This window comes from Pseudomonas caricapapayae, assembly GCF_001400735.1.
Lineage (GTDB): Bacteria > Pseudomonadota > Gammaproteobacteria > Pseudomonadales > Pseudomonadaceae > Aquipseudomonas > Aquipseudomonas caricapapayae.
Genome location: NZ_LJPW01000172.1, coordinates 14941 through 36498, shown reverse-complemented (window position 1 = coordinate 36498; position 21558 = coordinate 14941). Strand labels below are relative to the sequence as shown.

Sequence of the window (21558 nt, the reverse complement as noted above, 5' to 3'; positions counted from 1 at the left end):
CTATCGTGCCCATGCTCCGCGTGGGCATGCCGATCTGGACGCTCCGCGTCCCCTCGCGACGCAGAGCGTCGTGAACTGCATTCCCTGGAGCGTGAGGAACGATAGTCGTCAGGGATAACACTATCGTGCCCATGCTCCGCAGGGCATGCCGGTCTGGACGCTCTGCGTCCTCGTGTGACGCGGAGCGTAAGGACGAGAAGTATCCACGGCCTCAGCCCAGAAACAACCGGTACGCCGGGTTCTCGCTCTCGTCCCAGTACGGGTAACCGATCTCGTCCAGCGCCGCCCCCACCAGATGCCGTTCCTCTTCGGGCACGACCAGCCCGGCAACCACGCGGCCATCGGCTGCGCCGTGGTTGCGGTAATGGAACATCGAGATGGTCCAGCGCCCGCCCAGGCGGTTGAGAAAGTTGAACAACGCGCCCGGCCGCTCCGGGAACTCGAAACGCAGCACCACCTCATCGTCGACGCGCTCGGCATGCCCGCCGACCATGTGGCGGATGTGCAGTTTGGCCAGTTCATTGTCGGTCAGGTCCAGCACCGGAAAACCCTGGCCGGTCAGGCTGGTGATCAGCGCGCTGCGCGGGTCGTTCTCCGGATGGGTCTGCACGCCGACGAAAATGTGGGCTTCACGGTCGGTGTGGTAGCGGTAGTTGAATTCGGTGATCTGGCGCTTGCCGATGGCTTCGCAGAACGCCTTGAAGCTGCCCGGTTGCTCGGGGATGGTCACGGCAATGATCGCTTCGCGGCCTTCGCCCAACTCGGCGCGCTCGGCAACGTGACGCAGGCGGTCAAAGTTGACGTTGGCCCCAGAGTCGATCGCCACCAGCGTCTGGCCGCTGATGCCGCGCTGTTCGACGTATTTCTTGATCCCGGCCACACCCAGCGCGCCCGCAGGCTCGGTGATCGAGCGGGTGTCGTCGTAGATGTCCTTGATCGCAGCGCAAATCTCGTCGGTGCTGACGGTGATCACTTCATCGACATAATGACGGCACACCTCAAAGGTGTGATGGCCGATCTGCGCCACCGCCACGCCATCGGCAAACAGACCGACCTGGCTCAACACCACGCGCTCACCTGCGGCCATTGCGGCCTGCAGGCAATTGGAATCGTCCGGTTCGACACCAATCACCTTGATTTCCGGGCGCAGGTATTTGACGTAAGCCGCGATACCTGCAATCAGACCGCCGCCACCGACCGGCACGAAAATGGCGTCCAGCCGGCCCGGCTGCTGACGGAGGATTTCCATCGCCACGGTGCCTTGCCCGGCAATCGTGTCGGGATCGTCATAGGGATGGATGTAAACGAAGCCCTGCTCATCGACCAGTTTCAGCGAGTAAGCCAGCGCTTCGGGGAATGAATCGCCGTGCAGCACCACTGTGGCACCTCGTGAGCGCACGCCCTCGACCTTGATTTCCGGGGTGGTGCGTGGCATGACGATGGTGGCCAGAATGCCCAGTTCACGCGCCGCCAGCGCCAGGCCCTGCGCGTGATTGCCCGCCGAAGCGGTGACTACGCCGCATGCGGCCTCTTGTGGGGTCAGTTGCGCCAGCTTGTTGTACGCCCCGCGAATCTTGAACGAGAACACCGGCTGCAGGTCTTCGCGCTTGAGCAACACCTGATTGCCCAGTCGCCCGGACAGTTGGCGAGCACCCTGCAATGGGGTTTCGATGGCCACGTCATACACGCGGGAGGTGAGGATTTTCTTGACGTACTGTTCAAGCATCGGGGTGGCATCACTGACGAAGCGGGCAAGGCCGGGAAGTCTACCCTGCGTGCCGAAAGACGACCATACGAATGACAGGGCTTTGCAACGCAGTCGCCGCTATAATGCGGGCCTTTTTGCATCCCCTCTTCTATCTACACCAGGCACCGTGGAGTCCGCATGACCCAGGATCAACTCAAACAGGCAGTCGCCCAGGCAGCTGTCGACTTTATCCTCCCCAAGCTCGATGACAAAAGCATTGTGGGCGTCGGCACCGGCTCCACGGCCAACTGCTTCATCGATGCACTGGCCAGGCACAAGGCAGCATTCGATGGCGCGGTTGCCAGCTCAGAAGCCACGGCAGCGCGTCTCAAGGGTCATGGCATTCCGGTCTATGAGCTGAACACGGTCAGCGATCTGGAGTTTTATGTCGACGGCGCTGATGAAAGCGACGAGCACCTGAACCTGATCAAGGGCGGCGGCGCAGCGCTGACTCGCGAAAAAATCGTTGCGGCCGTGGCCAAAACCTTTATCTGCATCGCCGACGGCAGCAAGCTGGTGCCGGTGCTGGGCGCCTTTCCGCTGCCGGTCGAGGTTATCCCGATGGCCCGCAGTCACGTTGCCCGGCAATTGGTGAAGCTGGGCGGCGACCCGGTCTATCGTGAAGGCGTCCTGACCGACAACGGCAATATCATCATCGACGTGCACAACATGAGCATCACCAACCCGGTGGAACTGGAAGCACAGATCAACGCCATTGTCGGCGTAGTCACCAACGGCCTGTTCGCCGCCCGCCCGGCCGACCTGCTGCTGCTGGGCACCGCTGAAGGCGTGAAGACCCTGACACGCTGATAAAACCGCACATGCCCACGCAAGGTGGGCATGTGCCTCAAAGACTCAAGGCTTGCGGAACACATAAAACAGGTTCGGCTCGCTCACCAGATACAGCGTTCCTTCGTCGTCCATGGCCATGCCTTCGGCCTGTGGCACGCTCCTGCTCAAGCCCATGTCGCCTTTTTTCAGCGAACCACTGCCAATCGGCCGGCCAGTGGTATCGAGTTCCAGAATGCGTTTCGATTCATCGGACAGCGCCAGCAGGTGGCCGCTCGCCTCATCGAATTGCAGACTGGACAGATCGCGCACGGAAAGCTTGCCATCACGTTTGCCGTCAGTGATCACCTGGAGATTACCCGGTGCGTCGGCATTGACTCTGGGAAAGCCGCGCACCTCGATGATTTGCACAGGATCGCGCTCGCGGGCGACAAACAGGCGCTTGCCGCGCGAGTCATAGGCCAGACCTTCGTAGCCTTTATTGCCACTGGTCGTCAGCCCCAGCGTCAGTTGCTCGGCATCGGCGGCGTTCAGACTTTTGGTGTTGTCATCCACATGAATCTGAATCAGCCGCAGTTGACGCTCATCACTGATGACGTAAACGCCGGGGCTGATGTATTCAACGGCCTCTGCATCGCCAAACCCCACCAGCGGAATACGGCGCAGCACGCGACCATCCAGGCTGAGTTCGACCAGTTCAGGATTCTGGTTGGTCACCGTGAACAGGCTCTTGCGGTCCGGGTCGTAGCTCAGGCCCGAGACATCGTCCTCAAGCCCCTTGATAACCTGCTCTTCTGTCACAGCACGATACTGATCAAGACCAATGGCCTGAAGCGAGTCGGACTGCCAGAACACTTGCCAGTCGAACAATACGCGCTCCACGTAGCGGTAGCGCTCATTGGCGCGCATGAACAGCACAACCAACGGAACAAGGACGACAAGCAGGAATAAAGAGCGGATGGAGCGGCGCATTGAGGTGACTCGGCAAGTTGAGCGGGCGGCATTGATACCACGCCATTCTGAAAGCAAGCTTAATGGCATGGTGCTATATTTTTGCCGAATGTGTATCGGCTACTGAGGTATCTGCCGTCCTGGCTCAGTGCTTGCGAGGCGTCCTGTGAAACGAATAGAACAGGTTCGGTTCGCTGACCATGTACAACGTCCCGGCCTCGTCCAGCGCCACACCTTCGGCACGGGGGATCGTATCCTTCAAGCCATTCATGCCGCCCAGCAGGGTCATGAAGCTCACCTGCTCGCCCTGTTCGTCGACTTCCAGCAACAGATGAGAGTCGGCCGAAAGCGCAAGCATATGGCCGGTGCGCGGGTCGATACTCAGCGAGGACAGGTTGCGCATGTCCAGTGCACGACTCGGAAGTTGCTGCTTGTCACCTTTCAGCACGTCACTGCCGTTGCTTTGCCAGATAAACAATGCCGGCGGACGCTCTTCCCCCAGTATCAACTGTTGACGACGCGGGTCCCAGGCAATGCCTTCGAAACCCTTGTTCTGGTTCGCAGACTTGCCCAGATCGTACTGGGGAAAATCCGCAATGTTCAGGCTGGCGGTATCGGCGGTCACCTTGACGATGGTCAACATGTGTTGACGCTCGTCGGTAATCGCAATCAGCCCGTCGTTCATGACTGCAACCCCTTCCGGATTGCTCCAGCCCACCAAAGGAATCTTGCGCAACACATCGCCTGTGAGCGTCAGTTCCACCAGAAATGCATTCTTGCCCATGACCGCAAACAACGTTTTGGTAACCGGGTTGTAGGAAAGATCCGAAGCTTCGTCCTTTTCCATGCCCGGTAACACCTTGGCATCGATATCTACATGATAGTCCGGCAGCCAGATACTGGCGTGACGACCCGCCTTGCTCTCGAATCTTTCCTGAAACCACAGCAAGGCACGATCATCCCAGTGCATTGCGAACGCCAGGCCATAGCCCATCAGGGCGATCAGTAGCAGCCACGAATACCAGCGCATGTTACGTATAAAGGCAAAGCGTTTTTTGGCGCGAGGCGGCGTTGAGGCAGGAATGGCCATTCAAGTGTTCCTGAGCAAATTGGACTTCGTGACAACGGTTCGTAACAACTGGGCGTCCGCAAGTGCGCACCCGCGCAGGTCGGCGGGATTATCCAGAGCAGGTGTGAAAAAAACGCAAAACGACCCGAACTATCAACCACCGGATAAACAAAAGCCACCCGGGAATGACCCGCGTGGCTGTGGATGAAGCATGAGGCGGGTATGCGCTTAACGAACGACGCTGCTGAACGGCGTTTGCCCGACCAGCTCCAGGACGATTTCGTCACCGGCTTCAAACGGACCTACGCCCGCAGGGGTACCGGTCATAATGAGGTCACCGGCCTGCAACGAGAAGTTGGCAGCCATGTGCTGGATCATCGGCACAATCGGGTTGAGCATCAGGTTGCTGTTGCCATCCTGAACCACCTTGCCGTTGATGGTCAGGCGGATGCCGATGTCGGTCAGGTCAGGAAAGGTCTCGGCGGGAACGAACGGCGGGATCACCGCAGCACCGTCGAAGCATTTGGCCAGCTCCCATGGCAGACCTTTCTCACGCAGACGCGACTGGACATCGCGCAGGGTCAGGTCCAGGCCGGGCGCAAAGCCACTGATGGCATCGAGCACTTCTTCGCGGGAAGGGTTCTTGCTCAAAGGCTTGCCGATCAACACCACGATCTCGGCTTCGTAATGCACCGAGCCGCGATCTGCCGGGATGGTGAACCCTCCTTCCAGCGCAACCACCGCACTGCCGGGCTTCATGAACAACAGCGGTTCGGTAGGCACCGGGTTGCCCAGCTCCTTGGCGTGCTCGGCGTAGTTACGGCCAATGCAGACCACTTTGCCCAGCGGGAAGTGGATGTTGGTGCCATCGACATATTTGTGCTGGTAGCTCATGACGTCTCCCGGGTCTGGTAAGTGTGGCGTGGCTGTGTTGGCATCGCGGTGTGCGATCCAACAGGCATCAAACGGCGAATATTTTCCCCGGATTCATGATGCCATTAGGGTCGAACACCGCTTTCAACGCTTTCATGTATTCGATTTCAACCGGCGAGCGACTGTACGTCAAATAGTCGCGCTTGGTCATCCCGACCCCGTGCTCGGCGGAAATCGAGCCGTTGTATTTTTCCACCGTCTCGAACACCCACTTGTTGACCTGCGCACATTTGACGAAGAACTCAGCCTTGTCGAGGCTTTCGGGCTTGAGAATGTTCAGGTGCAGGTTGCCGTCGCCAATATGGCCGTACCACAGCACTTCAAAATCCGGGTAGTGTTCAGCGACGATGGCGTCGATTTCGGCTAGAAACTCCGGCACTTTCGAAACGGTGACGGAAATATCGTTCTTGTACGGGGTGAAGTGCGAGATGGTTTCGGAGATGTACTCGCGCAGTTTCCACAGATTGCGTAGCTGCTGTTCGCTCTGGCTCATCACACCGTCGAGCACCCAACCCTGCTCGACGCAGTGCTCGAAGGTCGCCAGCGCCTGATCGGCCAGGTCTTCGGTGGTTGCTTCGAACTCCAGCAGCACATAGAACGGGCATGGCGTGTCGAAGGGTGACGGTACGTCACCGCGCGCCATGACACGGGCGAAGGATTTGTCGGAAAAGAACTCGAAAGCGGTCAGGTCGAGCTTGCCGTGAAAGGCATGCAACACCGGCATGATCGAGTTGAAGTCCGAGGTGCCCAGCACCATCGCGGTAAGGTTTTTTGGCGCACGGTCGAGGCGCATGGTGGCTTCGACGACAAAACCCAGCGTACCCTCGGCTCCGATGAACAGCTGACGCAAGTCGTAGCCGGTAGCGTTCTTGATCAGATCCTTGTTCAACTCCAGCAGGTCGCCCTTGCCGGTGACCACTTTAAGGCCCGCGACCCAATTGCGCGTCATGCCGTAGCGAATGACCTTGATACCGCCTGCGTTGGTGCCGATGTTGCCACCTATCTGGCTGGAGCCCGAAGAGGCGAAATCGACCGGGTAATAAAGGCCGTTGTCTTCGGCCAGGGCCTGCAATTGTCGAGTGATCACGCCAGGCTGGCAGACCGCCGTTCGATCGGTCAGATTCAACTCCAGCACCTGATTCATGTGATCGAACGACACGACCACCTCGCCGTTAGCCGCCACCGCCGCCGCAGACAGCCCGGTTCGCCCCCCGGATGGCACCAGCGCCACGCGCCGTTCATTGGCCCATCGCACGATGGCCTGTACCTGTTCGGTGGTCTTCGGAAACACGATGGCCAGCGGCGCAGGGGTGAATTGCCTGGTCCAGTCCTTGCCGTAAGTCTGCAGAGAATCGGCATCGGTCAGCACCTTGCCGGTGTCAACCACGGTCTGCAGCTCATCAATCAAAGCGCGATCGGTCATGGACTCAACTCTCGAACAATTCATGGGCATCCTGAGAACGGTTCACGTTACGGGATGAGGTTTCGCGGGGCTCATATGCTAGCATACGCCCCCCGTGAGTCGTGCCCAGAGCCGAACCGGGCACCCCCTGCCAATTTTCTTCGGGACACAGGTTTACGCAGATGAGCAAGACTTCCCTCGACAAGAGCAAGATCAAGTTCCTTCTTCTCGAAGGCGTCCATCAGTCCGCTGTCGACGTCCTCAAGGCAGCCGGCTATACCAGCATCGAGTACCACACCAAGTCTCTGCCGGAAGCCGAACTGAAAGAAAAGATCGCCGATGCGCACTTCATCGGTATTCGCTCACGCACTCAGTTGACCGAAGAGCTGTTCGATTGCGCCAAAAAACTGGTTGCAGTCGGCTGCTTCTGCATCGGCACCAACCAGGTTGACCTCAATGCAGCGCGCGAGCGCGGTATTGCGGTGTTCAATGCGCCCTACTCCAATACCCGTTCGGTGGCCGAGCTGGTGCTGGCCGAAGCGATCCTGCTGCTGCGCGGCATCCCCGAAAAGAATGCTTCCTGCCACCGTGGCGGCTGGATCAAGAGCGCGGCCAATTCCTTCGAAATCCGCGGCAAGAAGCTGGGCATCATCGGTTACGGCTCGATCGGTACCCAACTGTCGGTTCTGGCCGAAGGCCTGGGCATGCAGGTGTATTTCTATGACACCCTGACCAAGCTGCCACTGGGCAACGCCACCCAGGTGTCCAGCCTGAACGAACTGCTGGGCATGTCCGACATCGTGACCCTGCATGTGCCGGAAACCTCGGAAACCCAGTGGATGATCGGCGAAAAAGAAATTCGCGCGATGAAGAAGGGCAGCATCCTGATCAACGCGGCACGCGGCACGGTTGTCGAGCTGGACGCCCTGGCTGACGCGATCAAGGACAAGCACCTGATCGGTGCGGCCATCGATGTGTTCCCGGTCGAGCCACGCTCGAACGACGACATCTTCGAAAGCCCGCTGCGTGGTCTGGACAACGTGATCCTGACGCCGCACATCGGTGGTTCGACTGCCGAGGCGCAGGCCAATATCGGTCTGGAAGTGGCGGAAAAGCTGGTCAAGTACAGCGACAACGGTACGTCGGTGTCCTCGGTCAATTTCCCGGAAGTTGCCCTGCCGGCTCACCCTGGCAAGCACCGCCTGCTGCACATCCACGAGAACATCCCGGGCGTGCTCAGCGAGATCAACAAGGTCTTCGCCGAGAACGGCATCAACATCTCCGGTCAGTTCCTGCAGACCAACGAGAAGGTCGGTTACGTGGTGATCGACGTCGACGCCGAATACTCGGACCTCGCCCAGGCCAAGCTGCAACAGATCAAAGGCACCATCCGCAGCCGCGTCTTGTTTTAATACCGCCCCACTAAGTCTGCTTCTGATTCTGCCCAAAGGGCGTGGGAGCGGACCGGGCGACGCTTAGATTGTGTGGGAGCGGACTTGTCCGCGAACTGCCGGGAACCGGCAGCAAACATCAGACACACCGGAGGTAGCAGGTTTCAGGGCCGCTTCGCAGCCCATCGCAGCCGTCGTAACCTCCTGAAGCTCCCACGCCCTTTGGGCAGAAGCCTGAAAGCCCAGTGCTCCCGAATGCCTTTTCGTGACGCCCGGCGCCCCACCTCGCTGACACACCTACTTCACATTGATGGTGATCTTCTTCGACTCGACCGAAGGGTTCAGCGGCATATGGCCTTTGTCGCCCATCAGCAATTGCAATGTGTGCTGGCCTGGTGGCAGGTTGATTTCGGTCTCGGTCTGGCCTTTGCCGAAGTGGCGAATGTTGTCACTGACCGGCAGCGGAGCATCCATCGCTGGCTGGTCCTTCACGTCGATCAGCAGATGATGGTGACCGGTCTCGGGAACATCCACACCTGCCGGCGCAACGCCCATGCCTTTAAGACCGAATTGCACTTTGAACGGTGAAGTGACGGTTTCACCATCCTTGGGCGAGATAATGTACACCTCGGCCCCTTCAGGAGATGCGGTGCGTGGCATATCGGCGGCGCTGACCAGCATGGATGCGCTGAGCAACAGGCCCGCGACCATCGTTCCAGAAAATAAGGATTTCATGATTGCTCCGGTTCCAGTTGACGTAAGTCGACCCTCACACAACAAATCCGTCGGTTCAGGAATGCTCACGATAGACCGCAGTCTGGCTTAATGGCTCACCGCATTCATGAAACAGTTTTCATGATCGGGCCATAAACGTCACTGGAACAGCTCATTGCCCCGGCGTCTGAACCAGCCCGTCAATGACAGTCGGTCTCGGCTGGCGGGCATGACTTCGTGGGGAATATCACCGGACAGAAAAACCACCAGGCAGCCGCCTGTAGGCTGGACGTCGTAAGCGACATCGCCCTTGAGGTACATGCGCAACTGACCACCATGCTCGGGCAGCCAGGCATTATTGAGGTAGAGCACCGCCGACACTACGCGCTTGTCATCATCGCGGAAACGATCCACATGCCTGAGGTAGCGAGCGCCGGGAGGATACAGCGCAAAATGGCTTTCGTAGTCTTCCAGTCCCAGGAAAAGGCCGCGATTGAGCGCCTGACGCAAGCTTTCCATCAGGTGCAGATAACTGTCGCAGCATTGCACCTGCCCTGCTTCAAGCCACTGGATGCGATCACCACGAATGCCTTCGCGGATTTCCTGCGCTGGCCCTTTGCCAATAGCGGCAGGTTCGAGCTCGCCTTCGGCAGCACGTTTTCGGCACTCTTGCTCAAGTTCCAGAGTCAGAGCTTCGGGCAGGAAAATATTCTGCTGCGACCAGCCGTTGGCGGCCAGGTCGTCGACGATTCGAAGCAGCAGTGGATGGTCAGAGGGTATGTGCATGGCGTGCATAGTATCCATAAGCCATGAAATCCGACAGAGGCGTATACATGCCGCATCACACGCGGGAGATTTCATTCGCCAAAGGCACTCATAACTCGACAAATCCCCGCCAACACCCGGAGAATAGCGGCCTGCCGACAGGAGTCCCCAATGCGTCGTTTGTTTGTTTTGCTGTTGATGTTCTGCACCTCACCTGCCTGGGCAGACAGCTACGATCAGTTGTATAAAGCTGCAGGCTGGCCGGAACAGCGCGCGCATTTCAACGATGCTCTCAAGGCCGCCCAGCAGCGCTACAGCAACAACCTGCCGCCCGCTGTTTATCAGGCGCTGGTCAATAACAGCAATCAGCGCTTCGCCCCCCAGGCCATGGACCAGCGCGCATCAAAGCGCTTGCGCGAAGGCCTCAAGGATCCGAGCCCGGCGCTGCAATTCTTTCAATCGCCACTGGGCCGCAAGATCGTCAATGCAGAACTGACTGCTACCCGCGCCGACCAGTTGGCCAAGCATGCGCAGGGTCTGCCGCATATCGAAGCGGATGCAACGCGTCAGTTGCTGATCGGCCACCTCGCCCAAGCGCTGCCTGCCAGGCAGGCGGGGGCGGAAGTCAGCCTGGCTATCGCCGGCGTTGCCGCCGACAGTCTGAGCCAGATGATTCCCGGTCTGTTGGGCGGCGGTCAGGCGCAGGGCATGCTCGAAGGCCAGCGCGAACGCCTGATGGCGCAGATCAGCGCTGATCTCAATAACACGCTGCTGTATGTCTATCGCGACCTCTCCGATCCGGAACTCGAAGAGTTCTCGACCTTCGCCGAGTCGCCCGAAGGCAAAGCCTATTATCAAGCCGCACTGGCCGCGATTCGCGCCGGACTGGCGGTCGGGCAAAGTGCGTCGAGTTTGAATCCCGGCCAGTAAAACCGCCCGATTTCTCAAGCGCCTCGGGCCAATTGAACGGAAACAACCGTATGAAGGACTCTCTGGCCCTACTCGCTACCGCTACCGCAATGGCTTTTTTAGCCTGGCTGTTCTGGAGTTCTCTGGGGCAGGCCGGCAAGGCTGCAAGAGTCTAACGAAGCCGCCCTTCCAGAAAGTCAAAATACCTTGCCCGTAATTCCGGCGATTCGTTGGCCAGATGATGCCGGGCATGGCCGAGCATCAGAATCTGCGGCTGGCTGAACTTGCCGTTCAGCACCGCAAGGTTGTGAGACCAGTCCACCGTCATGTCCGCCTCGCCCTGAATGATCAGCGGGCTGCGCAGGCTGCGTGGTGCGCTTTCGATACGCACGATCCATTTCGACAGCGCGCCGACCCAGGCAGTGGGCAGGCGGCGTGGCTGCAAAGGGTCCGCCAATAGAAAAGGCAGGAACGCGGGCGCATTGGAATTCTCCGTGAAGCGCCGGGCAATGCCGTTGACGAACGGTTTCAGCAGTTGATAACTCAACCGCGACCAGCCCCAGGCCCTTGGCCTGACCAGAGGCGCCAGGAGGATCACCTCACCTTGCGCTGGCGTGTCATGCCCCTGATGCAGCAGGTGATCGGTCACGATGGCGCCACCCATGCTTTGCCCGCAAAGGTGCCAGGGATGCGGCAGCCCCAGGACTTCGGCCTCAAGCAGCAGGCGTTGCAGCACGAGCTGGTATTCAGAGAAGTCATTGATACAGGCCCGGCTGCCACTGGACAGTCCGTGCCCCGGCAAATCGCAGGCGATCACGGCAAACCCGTGATTCAGCGCCCACTCGATCACATGACGGTACAGCCCCATGTGGTCATAGAAACCGTGAAACAAAAACAGCGTGGCGACCGGACTGTCAGGCATCCACACTTGCCCGACAACCTCGTAACCCGCGACATCAAGCCGCCCCAGCCAGCTGCGTATGACTTTTTCACCGCCCAGCCCGGCCAGCCCGTAGAAACGCTGATAGGCCAGTCCGTCCATGGAAAGCGGGTCGATGACATTCAGCGGCAGCAGGCTGGCGCGTAGTTTATCGGGGTCAAACGTGGCGGACATGTGGCTTCCAGATTCCGGCAGGCGGTGAGTAAAATTGTGTAACGATATTCTTCTGTATGCTCCGGCATGGCAAGCTGCGCCGCTGCAATCACGTGTTTGAGTCATGAATCGGCGTATCGCCATCGGTCTGTACGATAGCGAGCGCTATCTTAATGCCTGCTTTGCACTTGATCGCGGTAGGCTTTCGCGCTGTATCCAGCCAGGCCGGCAGTCAGTCTGCTGCCATGTAGTTCACCATAGTACTCACCCATGCCTCACGCCATTCACAGAGAAACCGGATGAAACGCAGCCTCGTCATTCTCGCTATTGTCATCGCCGTCCTTGCAGGTGGCGCAGGCTGGTACATCAATAGCAAACAACCGGTGCGTGATGGCGAAATTGCCATGAGTCGTCTCCAGGCCCCCGTTACTCTGCGGTATGACGAACGTGGCGTGCCGCACATCCGGGCCGAAAACGAAGCCGATCTTTACCGTGCGCTGGGTTATGCCCATGCCCAGGACCGGCTGTTCCAGATGGAAATGCTGCGGCGTCTGGCGCGCGGCGAACTGGCGGAGATACTTGGACCGAACCTGGTCGAGACCGACAAACTGTTTCGTACCCTGCGCATTCGCCAGCATGCCGACGCTTATGTCGCACGTCAGGACAAGAACACGCCCACCTGGAAAGCACTGGAAGCCTACATCGACGGCGTCAATCAGTATCAGGACACTCATGCGAGGCCGATGGAATTCGACGCACTGGGCATCCCCAAGCGACGCTTTACGACCGAAGACACGGTCAGCATCGGTGGCTATCTGGCGTACAGCTTCGCGGCAGCGTTCAGAACCGAACCACTGCTGACGTATGTGCGCGATCAGCTGGGTCCGAACTATTTGAAAGTGTTTGACCTGGACTGGCATCCGGACGGCGTTCTGGGTGCCAGGCCGGCGTTGGCCAGCGCCGACTGGAAAGGCCTGGCGCAGTTGGCCCGGTTGAGCCACACAGCGCTGGAAGACGCGGGTCTGCCGCAGTTCGAGGGCAGTAACGCCTGGGCGATTTCCGGCAGCCGCACGCAAAGCGGCAAACCGATACTGGCAGGCGACCCGCATATCCGCTTCTCGGTGCCCTCTGTGTGGTACGAAGCGCAGCTGTCTGCGCCGGGCTTTGAGCTGTACGGACATTTTCCGGGGCTCAATCCGTTTGCGTTTCTGGGGCACAACATGGATTTCGGCTGGAGCCTGACCATGTTCCAGAACGATGACGTGGACCTGATCGCCGAGAAGACCAATCCTGATAATCCCGATCAGGTCTGGTATCACGGCCAATGGGTCAATATGACCCGCACCGAGCAACAGATTGCAGTCAAGGGTCAATCGCCAGTCGTTCTGACGCTGCTGGAGTCGCCGCACGGCCCGATCGTCAATAATGTGATGGGCAAGAACGCGGGCCAGACGCCGATTGCCATGTGGTGGTCCTTTCTGGTGTCGGCCAACCCGGTACTGGATGGTTTCTACGAGGCCAACCGTGCCGATACGCTGGAGAAGATGCGCAACGCCGCCGAGAAAATCCAGTCGCCGGGTCTCAATATCGTCTGGGCCAATGCCAAGGGTGACATCGGCTGGTGGGCAGCGGCGCAATTGCCGATCCGCCCGGAAGGCGTCAACCCCGGCTTCATTCTGGATGGCAGCACGGCGCAGGCCGATAAACTCGGTTTCTACCCGTTCAGCGCCAACCCGCACGAAGAAAACCCGGCGCGTGGCTACATCGTGTCAGCCAACTTCCAGCCCCTGTCGCCGACCGGCATGCAGATTCCCGGTTACTACAACCCGGCCGAGCGCGGTCAGGAGCTGAACCGGCAACTGAGCAACTCTACGGTCAAGTGGGACCTGGCAGCCAGCAAAGCGCTCCAGTTGGGTACGCAGACCGACTATGCACCGAGCATTCTCACCCCCTTGATCCCGGTGCTGCGCGGCGTCGTCAGTGACCCGGACGAACTCGCCCTTGTGGAGCGCATGGCCAGCTGGAAAGGCGATTACCCTGTGGATTCGGTGGGGGCCACGCTGTTCAACCAGTTCCTGTTCGACCTGACCGAAGAGACCTTCCACGACGAACTGGGCGACACGATGTTTGAAACACTGCTGTCGACCCGCGTACTGGACGCCGCCCTGCCGCGCCTGGCAGCCGATGCCGATTCGCCGTGGTGGAACAATCGCAATTCCCCTCACGAAGAAAGTCGCGCCAATACTGTCAAGGTAGCGTGGCGGGCCAGTGTGTCGCACTTGAAGTCGTTGTACGGCAACAACCCGGATGAATGGGTGTGGGGCAAGACTCACACTCTCACGCAGGGCCACCCGATGGGTTCACAGAAGCCGCTGGACATGATTTTCAACGTTGGCCCCTATGCCGCACCGGGCACGCATGAAGTACCGAATAACCTGTCATCCAGCATCCGCCCTGCCCCATGGCCGGTCGGCTACGGTCCCTCGACCCGCCGCCTCATCGACTTCGCCGATCCGGCCCATAGCCTGGGGATCAACCCGGTAGGGCAAAGTGGCGTGCCGTTCGACAAGCATTATTCGGATCAGGCCAAGGCGTTTGTGAGCGGCGAATACGTACCGCAGCGCTTCAGCGAGAAGGACGTGGCGGAGCATACGGAAGGGGTTTTGCGGCTGGTGCCGGGCGCGTAGCAGTTAGGTGAATATCGTGCCAAGGCGCCGCGCCGCAAGATCAGGATCGGGCGCGGAGCAATCCAGAACTGCGTTCCCACGCTGGAGCGTGAAACGATAACCTGATCTCAAATCCAGCGAGGTCATCGTTCCCGTGCTCTGCGCAGGCATGCAGTCCCGGGCGCTCTGCGTCCTGCCGTGCCGCAGCTGTCAGGCCGTCGGAGCACGCCTCGGGTCTGGTTGCTTCCAGGCATCTGCTGCGCTTTCATCAATGGCTTGCTGGATAGCACGTTTGCGGTTGTTTTCGGCGCGGCGGGTGAAGAACCAGACCAGGAAGGTCGCCAGTGACACGGCCAGCAGGATCAGGCTGGCAACCGCGTTGATCTCAGGCTTCACACCCAGACGCACGGCCGAGAACACTTCCATCGGCAAGGTCGTCGAACCCGGCCCGGAGACGAAGCTGGCGAGTACCAGGTCGTCCAGCGACAACGCAAACGACATCATGCCCCCGGCCGCCAGCGATGGCGCGATCATCGGGATGGTGATCAGAAAGAACACCTTCCACGGACGCGCACCCAGATCCATGGCCGCCTCCTCGATCGACAGGTCCAGCTCACGCAGCCGCGCCGACACCACCACCGCCACGTAGGCGGCGCAGAACGTTGTGTGCGCGATCCAGATGGTCATGATGCCGCGCTCCTGCGGCCAGCCGATCAACTGCGCCATGGCCACGAACAGCAGCAACAGCGACAGGCCGGTGATCACTTCCGGCATCACCAGCGGCGCAGTCACCAGCCCGCCGAAGAACGTGCGGCCCTTGAAGCGGCTGATGCGGGTCAGCACAAACGCAGCCATGGTGCCCAGCGCCACCGCCGCAACGGCGGTGTAGCAGGCAATTTCCAGCGAGCGCATCACCGAGCCCATCAGTTGCGAGTTGTCCAGCAGGCCGACGTACCATTTCACCGACCAGCCGCCCCAGACCGTCACCAGTTGCGAGGCGTTGAACGAGTAGATGACCAGAATCACCATCGGCGCATAAATGAACAGCAAACCCAGGACCAGCATCAGGTTCGAGAATCGAAAGCGGTTCATGCCTTGCCCTCCAGTTCTTTAGCCTGACTGCGGTTGAACAGGATAATGGGCACGATCAGCACCAGCAGCATGATGACCGCCAGCGCCGAAGCCACCGGCCAGTCACGGTTGTTGAAGAATTCCTGCCACAACACGCGACCGATCATCAGGGTTTCCGGACCACCCAGCAGCTCTGGGATCACGAACTCGCCCACCACGGGAATGAACACCAGCATGCAGCCGGCGATAACGCCGTTCTTGGACAACGGCACGGTGATTTTCCAGAAGCTGTTGAACGTGCTGGAACCCAGGTCGGACGCTGCTTCCAGCAGGCTGGTGTCGTGCTTCACGAGGTTGGCGTACAGCGGCAGGATCATGAATGGCAGGTAGGAATAGACTACGCCGATGTACACCGCCAGGTTGGTGTTGAGGATCTGCAACGGCGCGTCGATCAGGCCCAGCCACATCAGGAAGGCATTGAGCAGTCCGTTGTTGCTGAGAATGCCCATCCAGGCGTAGACGCGGATCAGGATTGCGGTCCAGGTCGGCATCATGATCAGCAGCAACAGCACGGTTTGCAGGTCTTTACGGGCGCTGGCGATGGCATAGGCCATCGGATAGCCGATCAGCAGGCACAGCAGCGTGCTGATAAAGGCCATTTTCAGCGAACCCAGATAGGCCGAAACGTACAGGTCATCGCCACTGAGCAAGGTGTAGTTGGCGAAGTTGAGGACCATTTGCAGCTTTTCGTCGGCGTAACTGAAAATCTCTGTGTACGGCGGGATCGCGACGTCGGCTTCGGCGAAGCTGATCTTGAGCACGATCAAAAACGGCAAGGCAAAGAACAGGAACAGCCAGAGGAACGGCACGCCGATGACCATCTGCCGCCCGTTGGGCTTTATGCGCTCGAACGCGCGCTTGATCTTGCGGATTTTCATGAGCGCAGTACCACGCCGCTGTCGTCTTCCCACCAGACGTAGACTTCATCGCCCCAGGTAGGCCGTGCGCCCTGACGCTCGGCGTTGGCGACGAAAGACTGGACCAGCTTGCCGCCCGGCAGCTCGACGTAGAACACCGAGTGACCGCCCAGATAGGCGATGTCGTGGACCTTGCCACGCGACCAGTTGTATTCGAAGCCCGGCTGCTCGGTGGTGATCAGCAGTTTCTCCGGGCGCAGCGCGTAGGTGATGTGCTTGTCTTCCACCGACGTACTGACGCCGTGGCCGACGTAGATATTGCGCTCCAGCTCGGGGCTGCGGATCAGCGCGTGAGCTTCCATGTCTTCGATCACATCGCCTTCGAACAGGTTGACGCTGCCGATGAATTCGCAGACCAGACGGCTGGTCGGGGTCTCGTAGATGTCGATCGGGCTGCCGATCTGCGCGATCCAGCCCAGGTGCATGATCGCGATGCGCTCGGCCATGGTCATGGCCTCTTCCTGATCGTGGGTCACCATCACGCAGGTCACGCCAACGCGCTCGATGATCTCCACCAGTTCCAGCTGCATCTGCGAACGCAGCTTCTTGTCCAGCGCCCCCATCGGCTCGTCGAGCAGCAACAGCTTGGGCTTTTTGGCCAGCGAACGGGCCAGGGCCACACGCTGACGCTGACCACCCGAGAGTTGATGCGGCTTGCGTTTGGCGTACTGAGTCATCTGCACCAGCTTGAGCATTTCCGCCACGCGGGCGTCAATTTCCGGCTTGGCCAGCTTGTCCTGTTTCAGGCCGAAGGCGATGTTGTCCGCCACGGTCATGTGCGGGAACAGGGCGTAGGACTGGAACATCATGTTGATCGGACGTTCGTACGGCGGCATGTCGGTAATGTCGACACCGTCGAGGTAGATGCGGCCCTCGGTAGGCCGTTCGAACCCGGCCAGCATGCGCAGCAGTGTCGATTTACCGGAACCGGAGCCGCCAAGCAGGGCGAATATCTCGCCTTTGTTGATCTGCAGGGACACGTCGTCCACCGCAATCGTCTCGTCGAACTTTTTCGTGACCCGATCAATCTTGACCAGCACCTCTTTGGGTTGCTGACCGCCTTCGAGGGCTTTCTTGTAGGCGCCGGAGGCAACTGCCATGGGTGAAACTCCCAACAGGTAGGCAACCCGGCCAATACGGCCGGGAGCTGGATTTTTATTTGCCCGACTTGACCTTGGTCCAGCTGCGGGTCATCAGACGTTGCACCTTGGGTGGCAACTCGCTGTTCACGAACAGGCGGTCCAGCACTTCCTGAGGCGGATAAACCGCTTCATCGGTACGGATGCTCTGGTCCATGAACTCGCCGGAGGCGGGATTGGGGTTGGCGTAGCCGACTTCATCGCTGACCTTGGCGATGACCTTCGGGTCAAGCATGTAGTTGATGAAAGCGCTGGCGGCCTTGACGTTCTTCGAGTCCGCCGGGATCGCCAGCATGTCGAACCACAGGTTGCCGCCCTCTTTCGGGATGCTGTAGGCAAGCTTCACGCCCTTGCCTGCTTCTTCCGCACGGGACCTGGCCTGGAACACGTCACCCGAAAAACCGGCCGCAACACAGATGTCGCCATTGGCCAGGTCGGTAATGTATTTGGAAGAATGGAAATAGGTCACGTAAGGACGAATCGCCATGAGCTTGGCTTCGGCCTTCTTGTAATCGGCTTCCTTGGTGCTGTTGGGGTCCAGCCCCATGTAGTTGAGCACTGCCGGCAACATTTCATCGGCAGAGTCGAGAAACGCTACGCCGCAACTGGACAGCTTCTTGATGTTTTCAGGCTCGAACAACACTGCCCAGGAGTCGATCTTGTCGACGCCCAACACGGCCTTGACCTTGTCGACGTTGTAACCGATGCCGTTGGTGCCCCACAGATACGGCACTGCGTACTGGTTGCCAGGGTCGTTCTTCTCCAGACGCTTGAGCAGCGCCGGGTCGAGATTCTTGTAGTTGGGCAGTAACGACTTGTCGAGTTTCTGGAAAGCGCCGGCCTTGATCTGCTTGCCGAGGAAATGATTGGACGGCACCACCACGTCGTAGCCCGTGCGCCCGGCCAGCAGCTTGGCTTCCAGGGTTTCATTGGAGTCGAACACGTCGTACATCGGCTTGATGCCGGTGGCCGCTTCAAAGTCCGCCAGGGTGGTCTTGCCGATGTAATCGGACCAGTTATAAATATGCACGGTGGATTCAGCCTGAGCACTGATCGTCAGCATCAGCCCGGCAGCCGCCAGCAAGGTTTTGGAAAAAATAGAAATAGACAAAGAATGAGTCCTTTTAACAGAGGGGCCTGAGCGCCGGAGGGCGTCCGGAAAACCAAACCGGCGCGCAACTTACCGTCTATGCGTCCATCCAGCAAAGGTTTAGGCAATATTCCTGTCTGCTGGAGGCTGCGTGGCCAAGGCTACGCAGCATCCACAGGTTTGATGACAGGCTTATTTACCTGACTTTATCTTGGTCCAGCTGCGGGTCATGATCCGCTGGGTCGCAGCCGGCAAGTCCGCGATTGCATACAACTTGGCCTGAACATCGGCAGGTGGATAAACGCCAGGGTCACTGGTGATTTCCTTGTCGACCAGTGCCGTGGCCGCCGCGTTGCCGTTCGGGAAGCGTACTGCATTGGTGATTTCGGCCATGATTTCCGGCTTCATCAGGAAGGTCATGAACTTGTAGGCACCTTCGACGTTTTCGGCATCCTTGGGAATGGCGACCATGTCATAGAAGCTGCCAGCGCCTTCTTTCGGAATGTTGTAGGCAACTTTGACCTTGCCACCGGCCTCGGCAGCACGCGACTTGGCCTGATAGATGTCACCCGAATAGCCGACGGCTACGCAAATGTTGCCGTTGGCCAGGTCCGAGATGTACTTGGACGAGTGGAAATAGCCAATCGACGGACGAATCTTCATGAACAGCGCTTCAGCTTCGGCAAGCTGCTTCTTGTCCTGAGAGTCGGTCGGGTAGCCCAGATAATGCAAGGCAATCGGCAGCATTTCGGTCGGCGAGTCGAGGAAGCTGATGCCGCACGATTTCAGCTTGGCAGCGTTTTCCGGCTTGAACAGCAGATCCCACGAGTTGACCGGCGCATCGGCCCCCAGTGCAGCCTTGACCTTGTCCGGGTTGATGCCGATACCGATCGACCCCCACATGTACGGGAAGGCATGCTTGTTATCCGGATCGCTGACCGACACGGCCTTGAGCAGCGATTCGTTCAGGTTCTTCCAGTTTGGCAGCCTGGACTTGTCCAGTTCCTGATAAACACCGGCCTTGATCTGCTTGGCCAGGAAGTTGTTGGACGGCACAACAATGTCATAGCCGGACTTGCCAGCGAGCAATTTGGCTTCCAGCGTCTCGTTGCTGTCGAAAACGTCGTAGACCACCTTGATGCCCGATTCCTTCTCGAACTTGGCAACGGTGTCCGGCGCGATGTAATCGGACCAGTTGTAGACGTGCAGCACTTTGTCATCGGCCTGCGCAGCGGCGGCCACAACGCCCATCAGGGACAGCGCGAGAAGGGTCTTGCCAAATTTTTTCATGCGTAGCTCCAATGTATTTTTATCACTGACCGTCAGTTAGCGGCGTGTAGCCATTAGTCTGGCAATTTCCTGGGCAGGCTTACAAGCCAAGGCCCCTAAAACAACGCACATTGCGCTTGAATCGACACTTTTTTTGCGGATTCAGTCCTGCAATACCGCCAGCGTCAGGTCCAGGCATTTGCGAGCCTTTTCGACCAGCTCGTCGATTTCCACAAAACTGATCACCAATGGCGGCGCAATGATCATCGTATCGCCCACAGCCCGCATGATCAGGCCATTATCGAAGCAGAAGGTTCGACAGATCATTCCCGCGCCCTTGTCGGTGTAACGCTCGCGAGTGACCTTGTTCTTCACCAGTTCGATGGCCCCCAGCAGCCCGACGCCGCGGACTTCGCCCACCAGTGGATGATCGCTCAACTCACGCAAACGCTTTTGCAAATACGGTGCCGTTTCCAACTTGACCCGTTCGACGATCTTTTCTTCGCGCAGGATACGTATGTTCTCCAGCGCAACCGCAGCCGCCACCGGATGCCCCGAGTAGGTGAAGCCGTGATTGAAATCGCCGCCGTCGTTGAGCACCGCAACGATTTCATCGCGTACGATCAGGCCACCCATCGGCACGTAACCGGAGGTTAGCCCTTTGGCGATGGTCATCATGTCTGGCTTGAGGCCGTAGAAATCGCTACCGAACCACTCACTGGTGCGCCCGAAGCCACAAATGACCTCATCGGCGGCGAAGAGGATGTCGTAGCGGGAAAGGATCTCCTTGATCTTTGGCCAGTAGGACTCGGGCGGGATGATCACACCGCCCGCGCCCTGGATCGGCTCGGCGATGAATGCCCCGACGTTCTCGACGCCCAGTTCGAGAATTTTCTTTTCCAGTTGCTCGGCAGCCCACACCCCAAACTCGTCGGGTGTCATGTCGCCACCTTCGCCGAACCAGTACGGCTGCGGAATATGCACCACCCCCGGGATCGGCAAGTCGCCCTGCTCGTGCATGTACGTCATGCCGCCCAGGCTGGCTCCGGCGACGGTCGAACCGTGATAACCGTTGACGCGGCTGATAATGGTTTTCTTGTTCGGCTGCCCCTTGAGCGCCCAGTAATGACGAACCATGCGCAGCATCGTGTCATTGCCTTCGGAGCCTGAGCCGGTGAAGAACACATGATTCATGCCTTGTGGAGCGATCTCGGAAATAGCCTTGGCCAGCTCCAGCACCGGCGGGTGGGCGGTCTGGAAGAACAGGTTGTAGTAAGGCAGCTCACGCATCTGCTTGCTGGCAGCGTCGGCCAGTTCTTCGCGACCATAGCCAATGGCAACGCACCACAGGCCGGACATGCCATCGAGGATCTTGTTGCCCTCGCTGTCCCACAGATAAACGCCCTCGGCGCGAGTGATGATGCGCGGGCCTTTCTCTTTCAACTGCTTGTAATCGCTGAACGGTGCCAGGTGATGCTCGCTGCTCAGGGCCTGCCATTCGAGGGTTTGCGGGTTGTTGGCACTCATGCAGCACTTCCTTTGATCAGGTCAGTTGTCAGAGCGCCGTGCATCAGCCGCAGCAG

The 21558-nt window shown here is 59.1% G+C and carries 18 protein-coding genes; 4 read left to right on the top strand and 14 right to left on the bottom strand.

Features of this window, described 5'->3' with window-relative positions; genetic code table 11:
* Nucleotides 1-211: 211 nt before the first annotated feature.
* Nucleotides 212-1726, bottom strand: a complete 1515-nt coding sequence (gene ilvA / locus ALO80_RS25790; RefSeq protein WP_055011026.1) for a threonine ammonia-lyase, biosynthetic — start codon at nt 1724-1726, stop codon at nt 212-214.
* A 159-nt stretch (nt 1727-1885) separates the two neighbouring features.
* On the opposite strand from ilvA, the gene rpiA reads away from it, so the two are divergent.
* Complete coding sequence (gene rpiA / locus ALO80_RS25785) at nt 1886-2557, top strand: ribose-5-phosphate isomerase RpiA (RefSeq protein ID WP_055011025.1); 672 nt, start codon at nt 1886-1888, stop codon at nt 2555-2557.
* A gap of 45 nt (nt 2558-2602) precedes the next feature.
* Here rpiA and ALO80_RS25780 read toward each other — a convergent pair whose 3' ends face one another.
* The 4 genes from ALO80_RS25780 to ALO80_RS25765 form a co-directional block, all read right to left on the bottom strand.
* Entirely contained in the window at nt 2603-3508 is a 906-nt protein-coding gene (locus ALO80_RS25780) for an SdiA-regulated domain-containing protein (protein ID WP_055011024.1), read from the bottom strand.
* A gap of 124 nt (nt 3509-3632) precedes the next feature.
* The gene (locus ALO80_RS25775; protein WP_055011023.1) at nt 3633-4577 is read right to left on the bottom strand and encodes an SdiA-regulated domain-containing protein; all 945 of its coding nucleotides are present in this window, start codon (nt 4575-4577) and stop codon (nt 3633-3635) included.
* A gap of 207 nt (nt 4578-4784) precedes the next feature.
* Nucleotides 4785-5450 (bottom strand): fumarylacetoacetate hydrolase family protein, encoded by a 666-nt coding sequence (locus tag ALO80_RS25770; RefSeq protein ID WP_054985102.1) that lies wholly within the window; start codon nt 5448-5450, stop codon nt 4785-4787.
* Between the two features lie 67 nt (nt 5451-5517).
* On the bottom strand, nt 5518-6912 hold the full coding sequence (locus tag ALO80_RS25765; RefSeq protein WP_055011022.1) for an FAD-binding oxidoreductase: 1395 nt from the start codon (nt 6910-6912) through the stop codon (nt 5518-5520).
* A gap of 161 nt (nt 6913-7073) precedes the next feature.
* On the opposite strand from ALO80_RS25765, the gene serA reads away from it, so the two are divergent.
* Nucleotides 7074-8303: a phosphoglycerate dehydrogenase gene (serA, locus tag ALO80_RS25760; protein ID WP_002555754.1), complete on the top strand. Its 1230-nt coding sequence runs from the start codon at nt 7074-7076 to the stop codon at nt 8301-8303.
* 276 nt (nt 8304-8579) lie between these two features.
* On the opposite strand, the gene ALO80_RS25755 is transcribed toward serA, so the two are convergent.
* Both ALO80_RS25755 and ALO80_RS25750 read right to left on the bottom strand, forming a co-directional pair.
* Nucleotides 8580-9017 (bottom strand): DUF4399 domain-containing protein, encoded by a 438-nt coding sequence (locus ALO80_RS25755; protein ID WP_055011021.1) that lies wholly within the window; start codon nt 9015-9017, stop codon nt 8580-8582.
* Nucleotides 9018-9155: 138 nt separating this feature from the next.
* Nucleotides 9156-9791, bottom strand: coding sequence for a 2OG-Fe(II) oxygenase (locus ALO80_RS25750; protein ID WP_055011020.1), 636 nt, complete (start codon nt 9789-9791; stop codon nt 9156-9158).
* A gap of 141 nt (nt 9792-9932) precedes the next feature.
* On the opposite strand from ALO80_RS25750, the gene ALO80_RS25745 reads away from it, so the two are divergent.
* Nucleotides 9933-10691: a DUF2059 domain-containing protein gene (locus ALO80_RS25745; protein ID WP_054987249.1), complete on the top strand. Its 759-nt coding sequence runs from the start codon at nt 9933-9935 to the stop codon at nt 10689-10691.
* Nucleotides 10692-10842: 151 nt separating this feature from the next.
* On the opposite strand, the gene ALO80_RS25740 is transcribed toward ALO80_RS25745, so the two are convergent.
* Nucleotides 10843-11784 (bottom strand): phospholipase BipL, encoded by a 942-nt coding sequence (locus tag ALO80_RS25740; RefSeq protein ID WP_055011019.1) that lies wholly within the window; start codon nt 11782-11784, stop codon nt 10843-10845.
* Between the two features lie 278 nt (nt 11785-12062).
* Here ALO80_RS25740 and ALO80_RS25735 point away from each other — a divergent pair, with 278 nt between their 5' ends.
* Nucleotides 12063-14450 (top strand): penicillin acylase family protein, encoded by a 2388-nt coding sequence (locus ALO80_RS25735; protein WP_055011018.1) that lies wholly within the window; start codon nt 12063-12065, stop codon nt 14448-14450.
* A gap of 189 nt (nt 14451-14639) precedes the next feature.
* Here ALO80_RS25735 and ALO80_RS25730 read toward each other — a convergent pair whose 3' ends face one another.
* The 6 genes from ALO80_RS25730 to ALO80_RS25705 all read right to left on the bottom strand — a co-directional run bounded on the left by ALO80_RS25730 (nt 14640) and on the right by ALO80_RS25705 (nt 21502).
* Complete coding sequence (locus ALO80_RS25730) at nt 14640-15521, bottom strand: ABC transporter permease subunit (protein WP_054987253.1); 882 nt, start codon at nt 15519-15521, stop codon at nt 14640-14642.
* Nucleotides 15518-16438, bottom strand: a complete 921-nt coding sequence (locus ALO80_RS25725) for an ABC transporter permease subunit (RefSeq protein ID WP_003372160.1) — start codon at nt 16436-16438, stop codon at nt 15518-15520. Before ALO80_RS25725 ends, ALO80_RS25730 begins: the two co-directional genes overlap by 4 nt.
* Entirely contained in the window at nt 16435-17577 is a 1143-nt protein-coding gene (gene potA, locus ALO80_RS25720) for a polyamine ABC transporter ATP-binding protein (RefSeq protein ID WP_054987254.1), read from the bottom strand. The genes ALO80_RS25725 and potA overlap by 4 nt, the downstream gene beginning before the upstream one ends.
* A gap of 55 nt (nt 17578-17632) precedes the next feature.
* Nucleotides 17633-18727: a polyamine ABC transporter substrate-binding protein gene (locus ALO80_RS25715; protein ID WP_055011017.1), complete on the bottom strand. Its 1095-nt coding sequence runs from the start codon at nt 18725-18727 to the stop codon at nt 17633-17635.
* A gap of 171 nt (nt 18728-18898) precedes the next feature.
* Nucleotides 18899-19996, bottom strand: a complete 1098-nt coding sequence (locus ALO80_RS25710) for a polyamine ABC transporter substrate-binding protein (protein WP_054987256.1) — start codon at nt 19994-19996, stop codon at nt 18899-18901.
* A 141-nt stretch (nt 19997-20137) separates the two neighbouring features.
* On the bottom strand, nt 20138-21502 hold the full coding sequence (locus tag ALO80_RS25705; protein WP_055011016.1) for an aspartate aminotransferase family protein: 1365 nt from the start codon (nt 21500-21502) through the stop codon (nt 20138-20140).
* Nucleotides 21503-21558 lie beyond the last annotated feature (56 nt).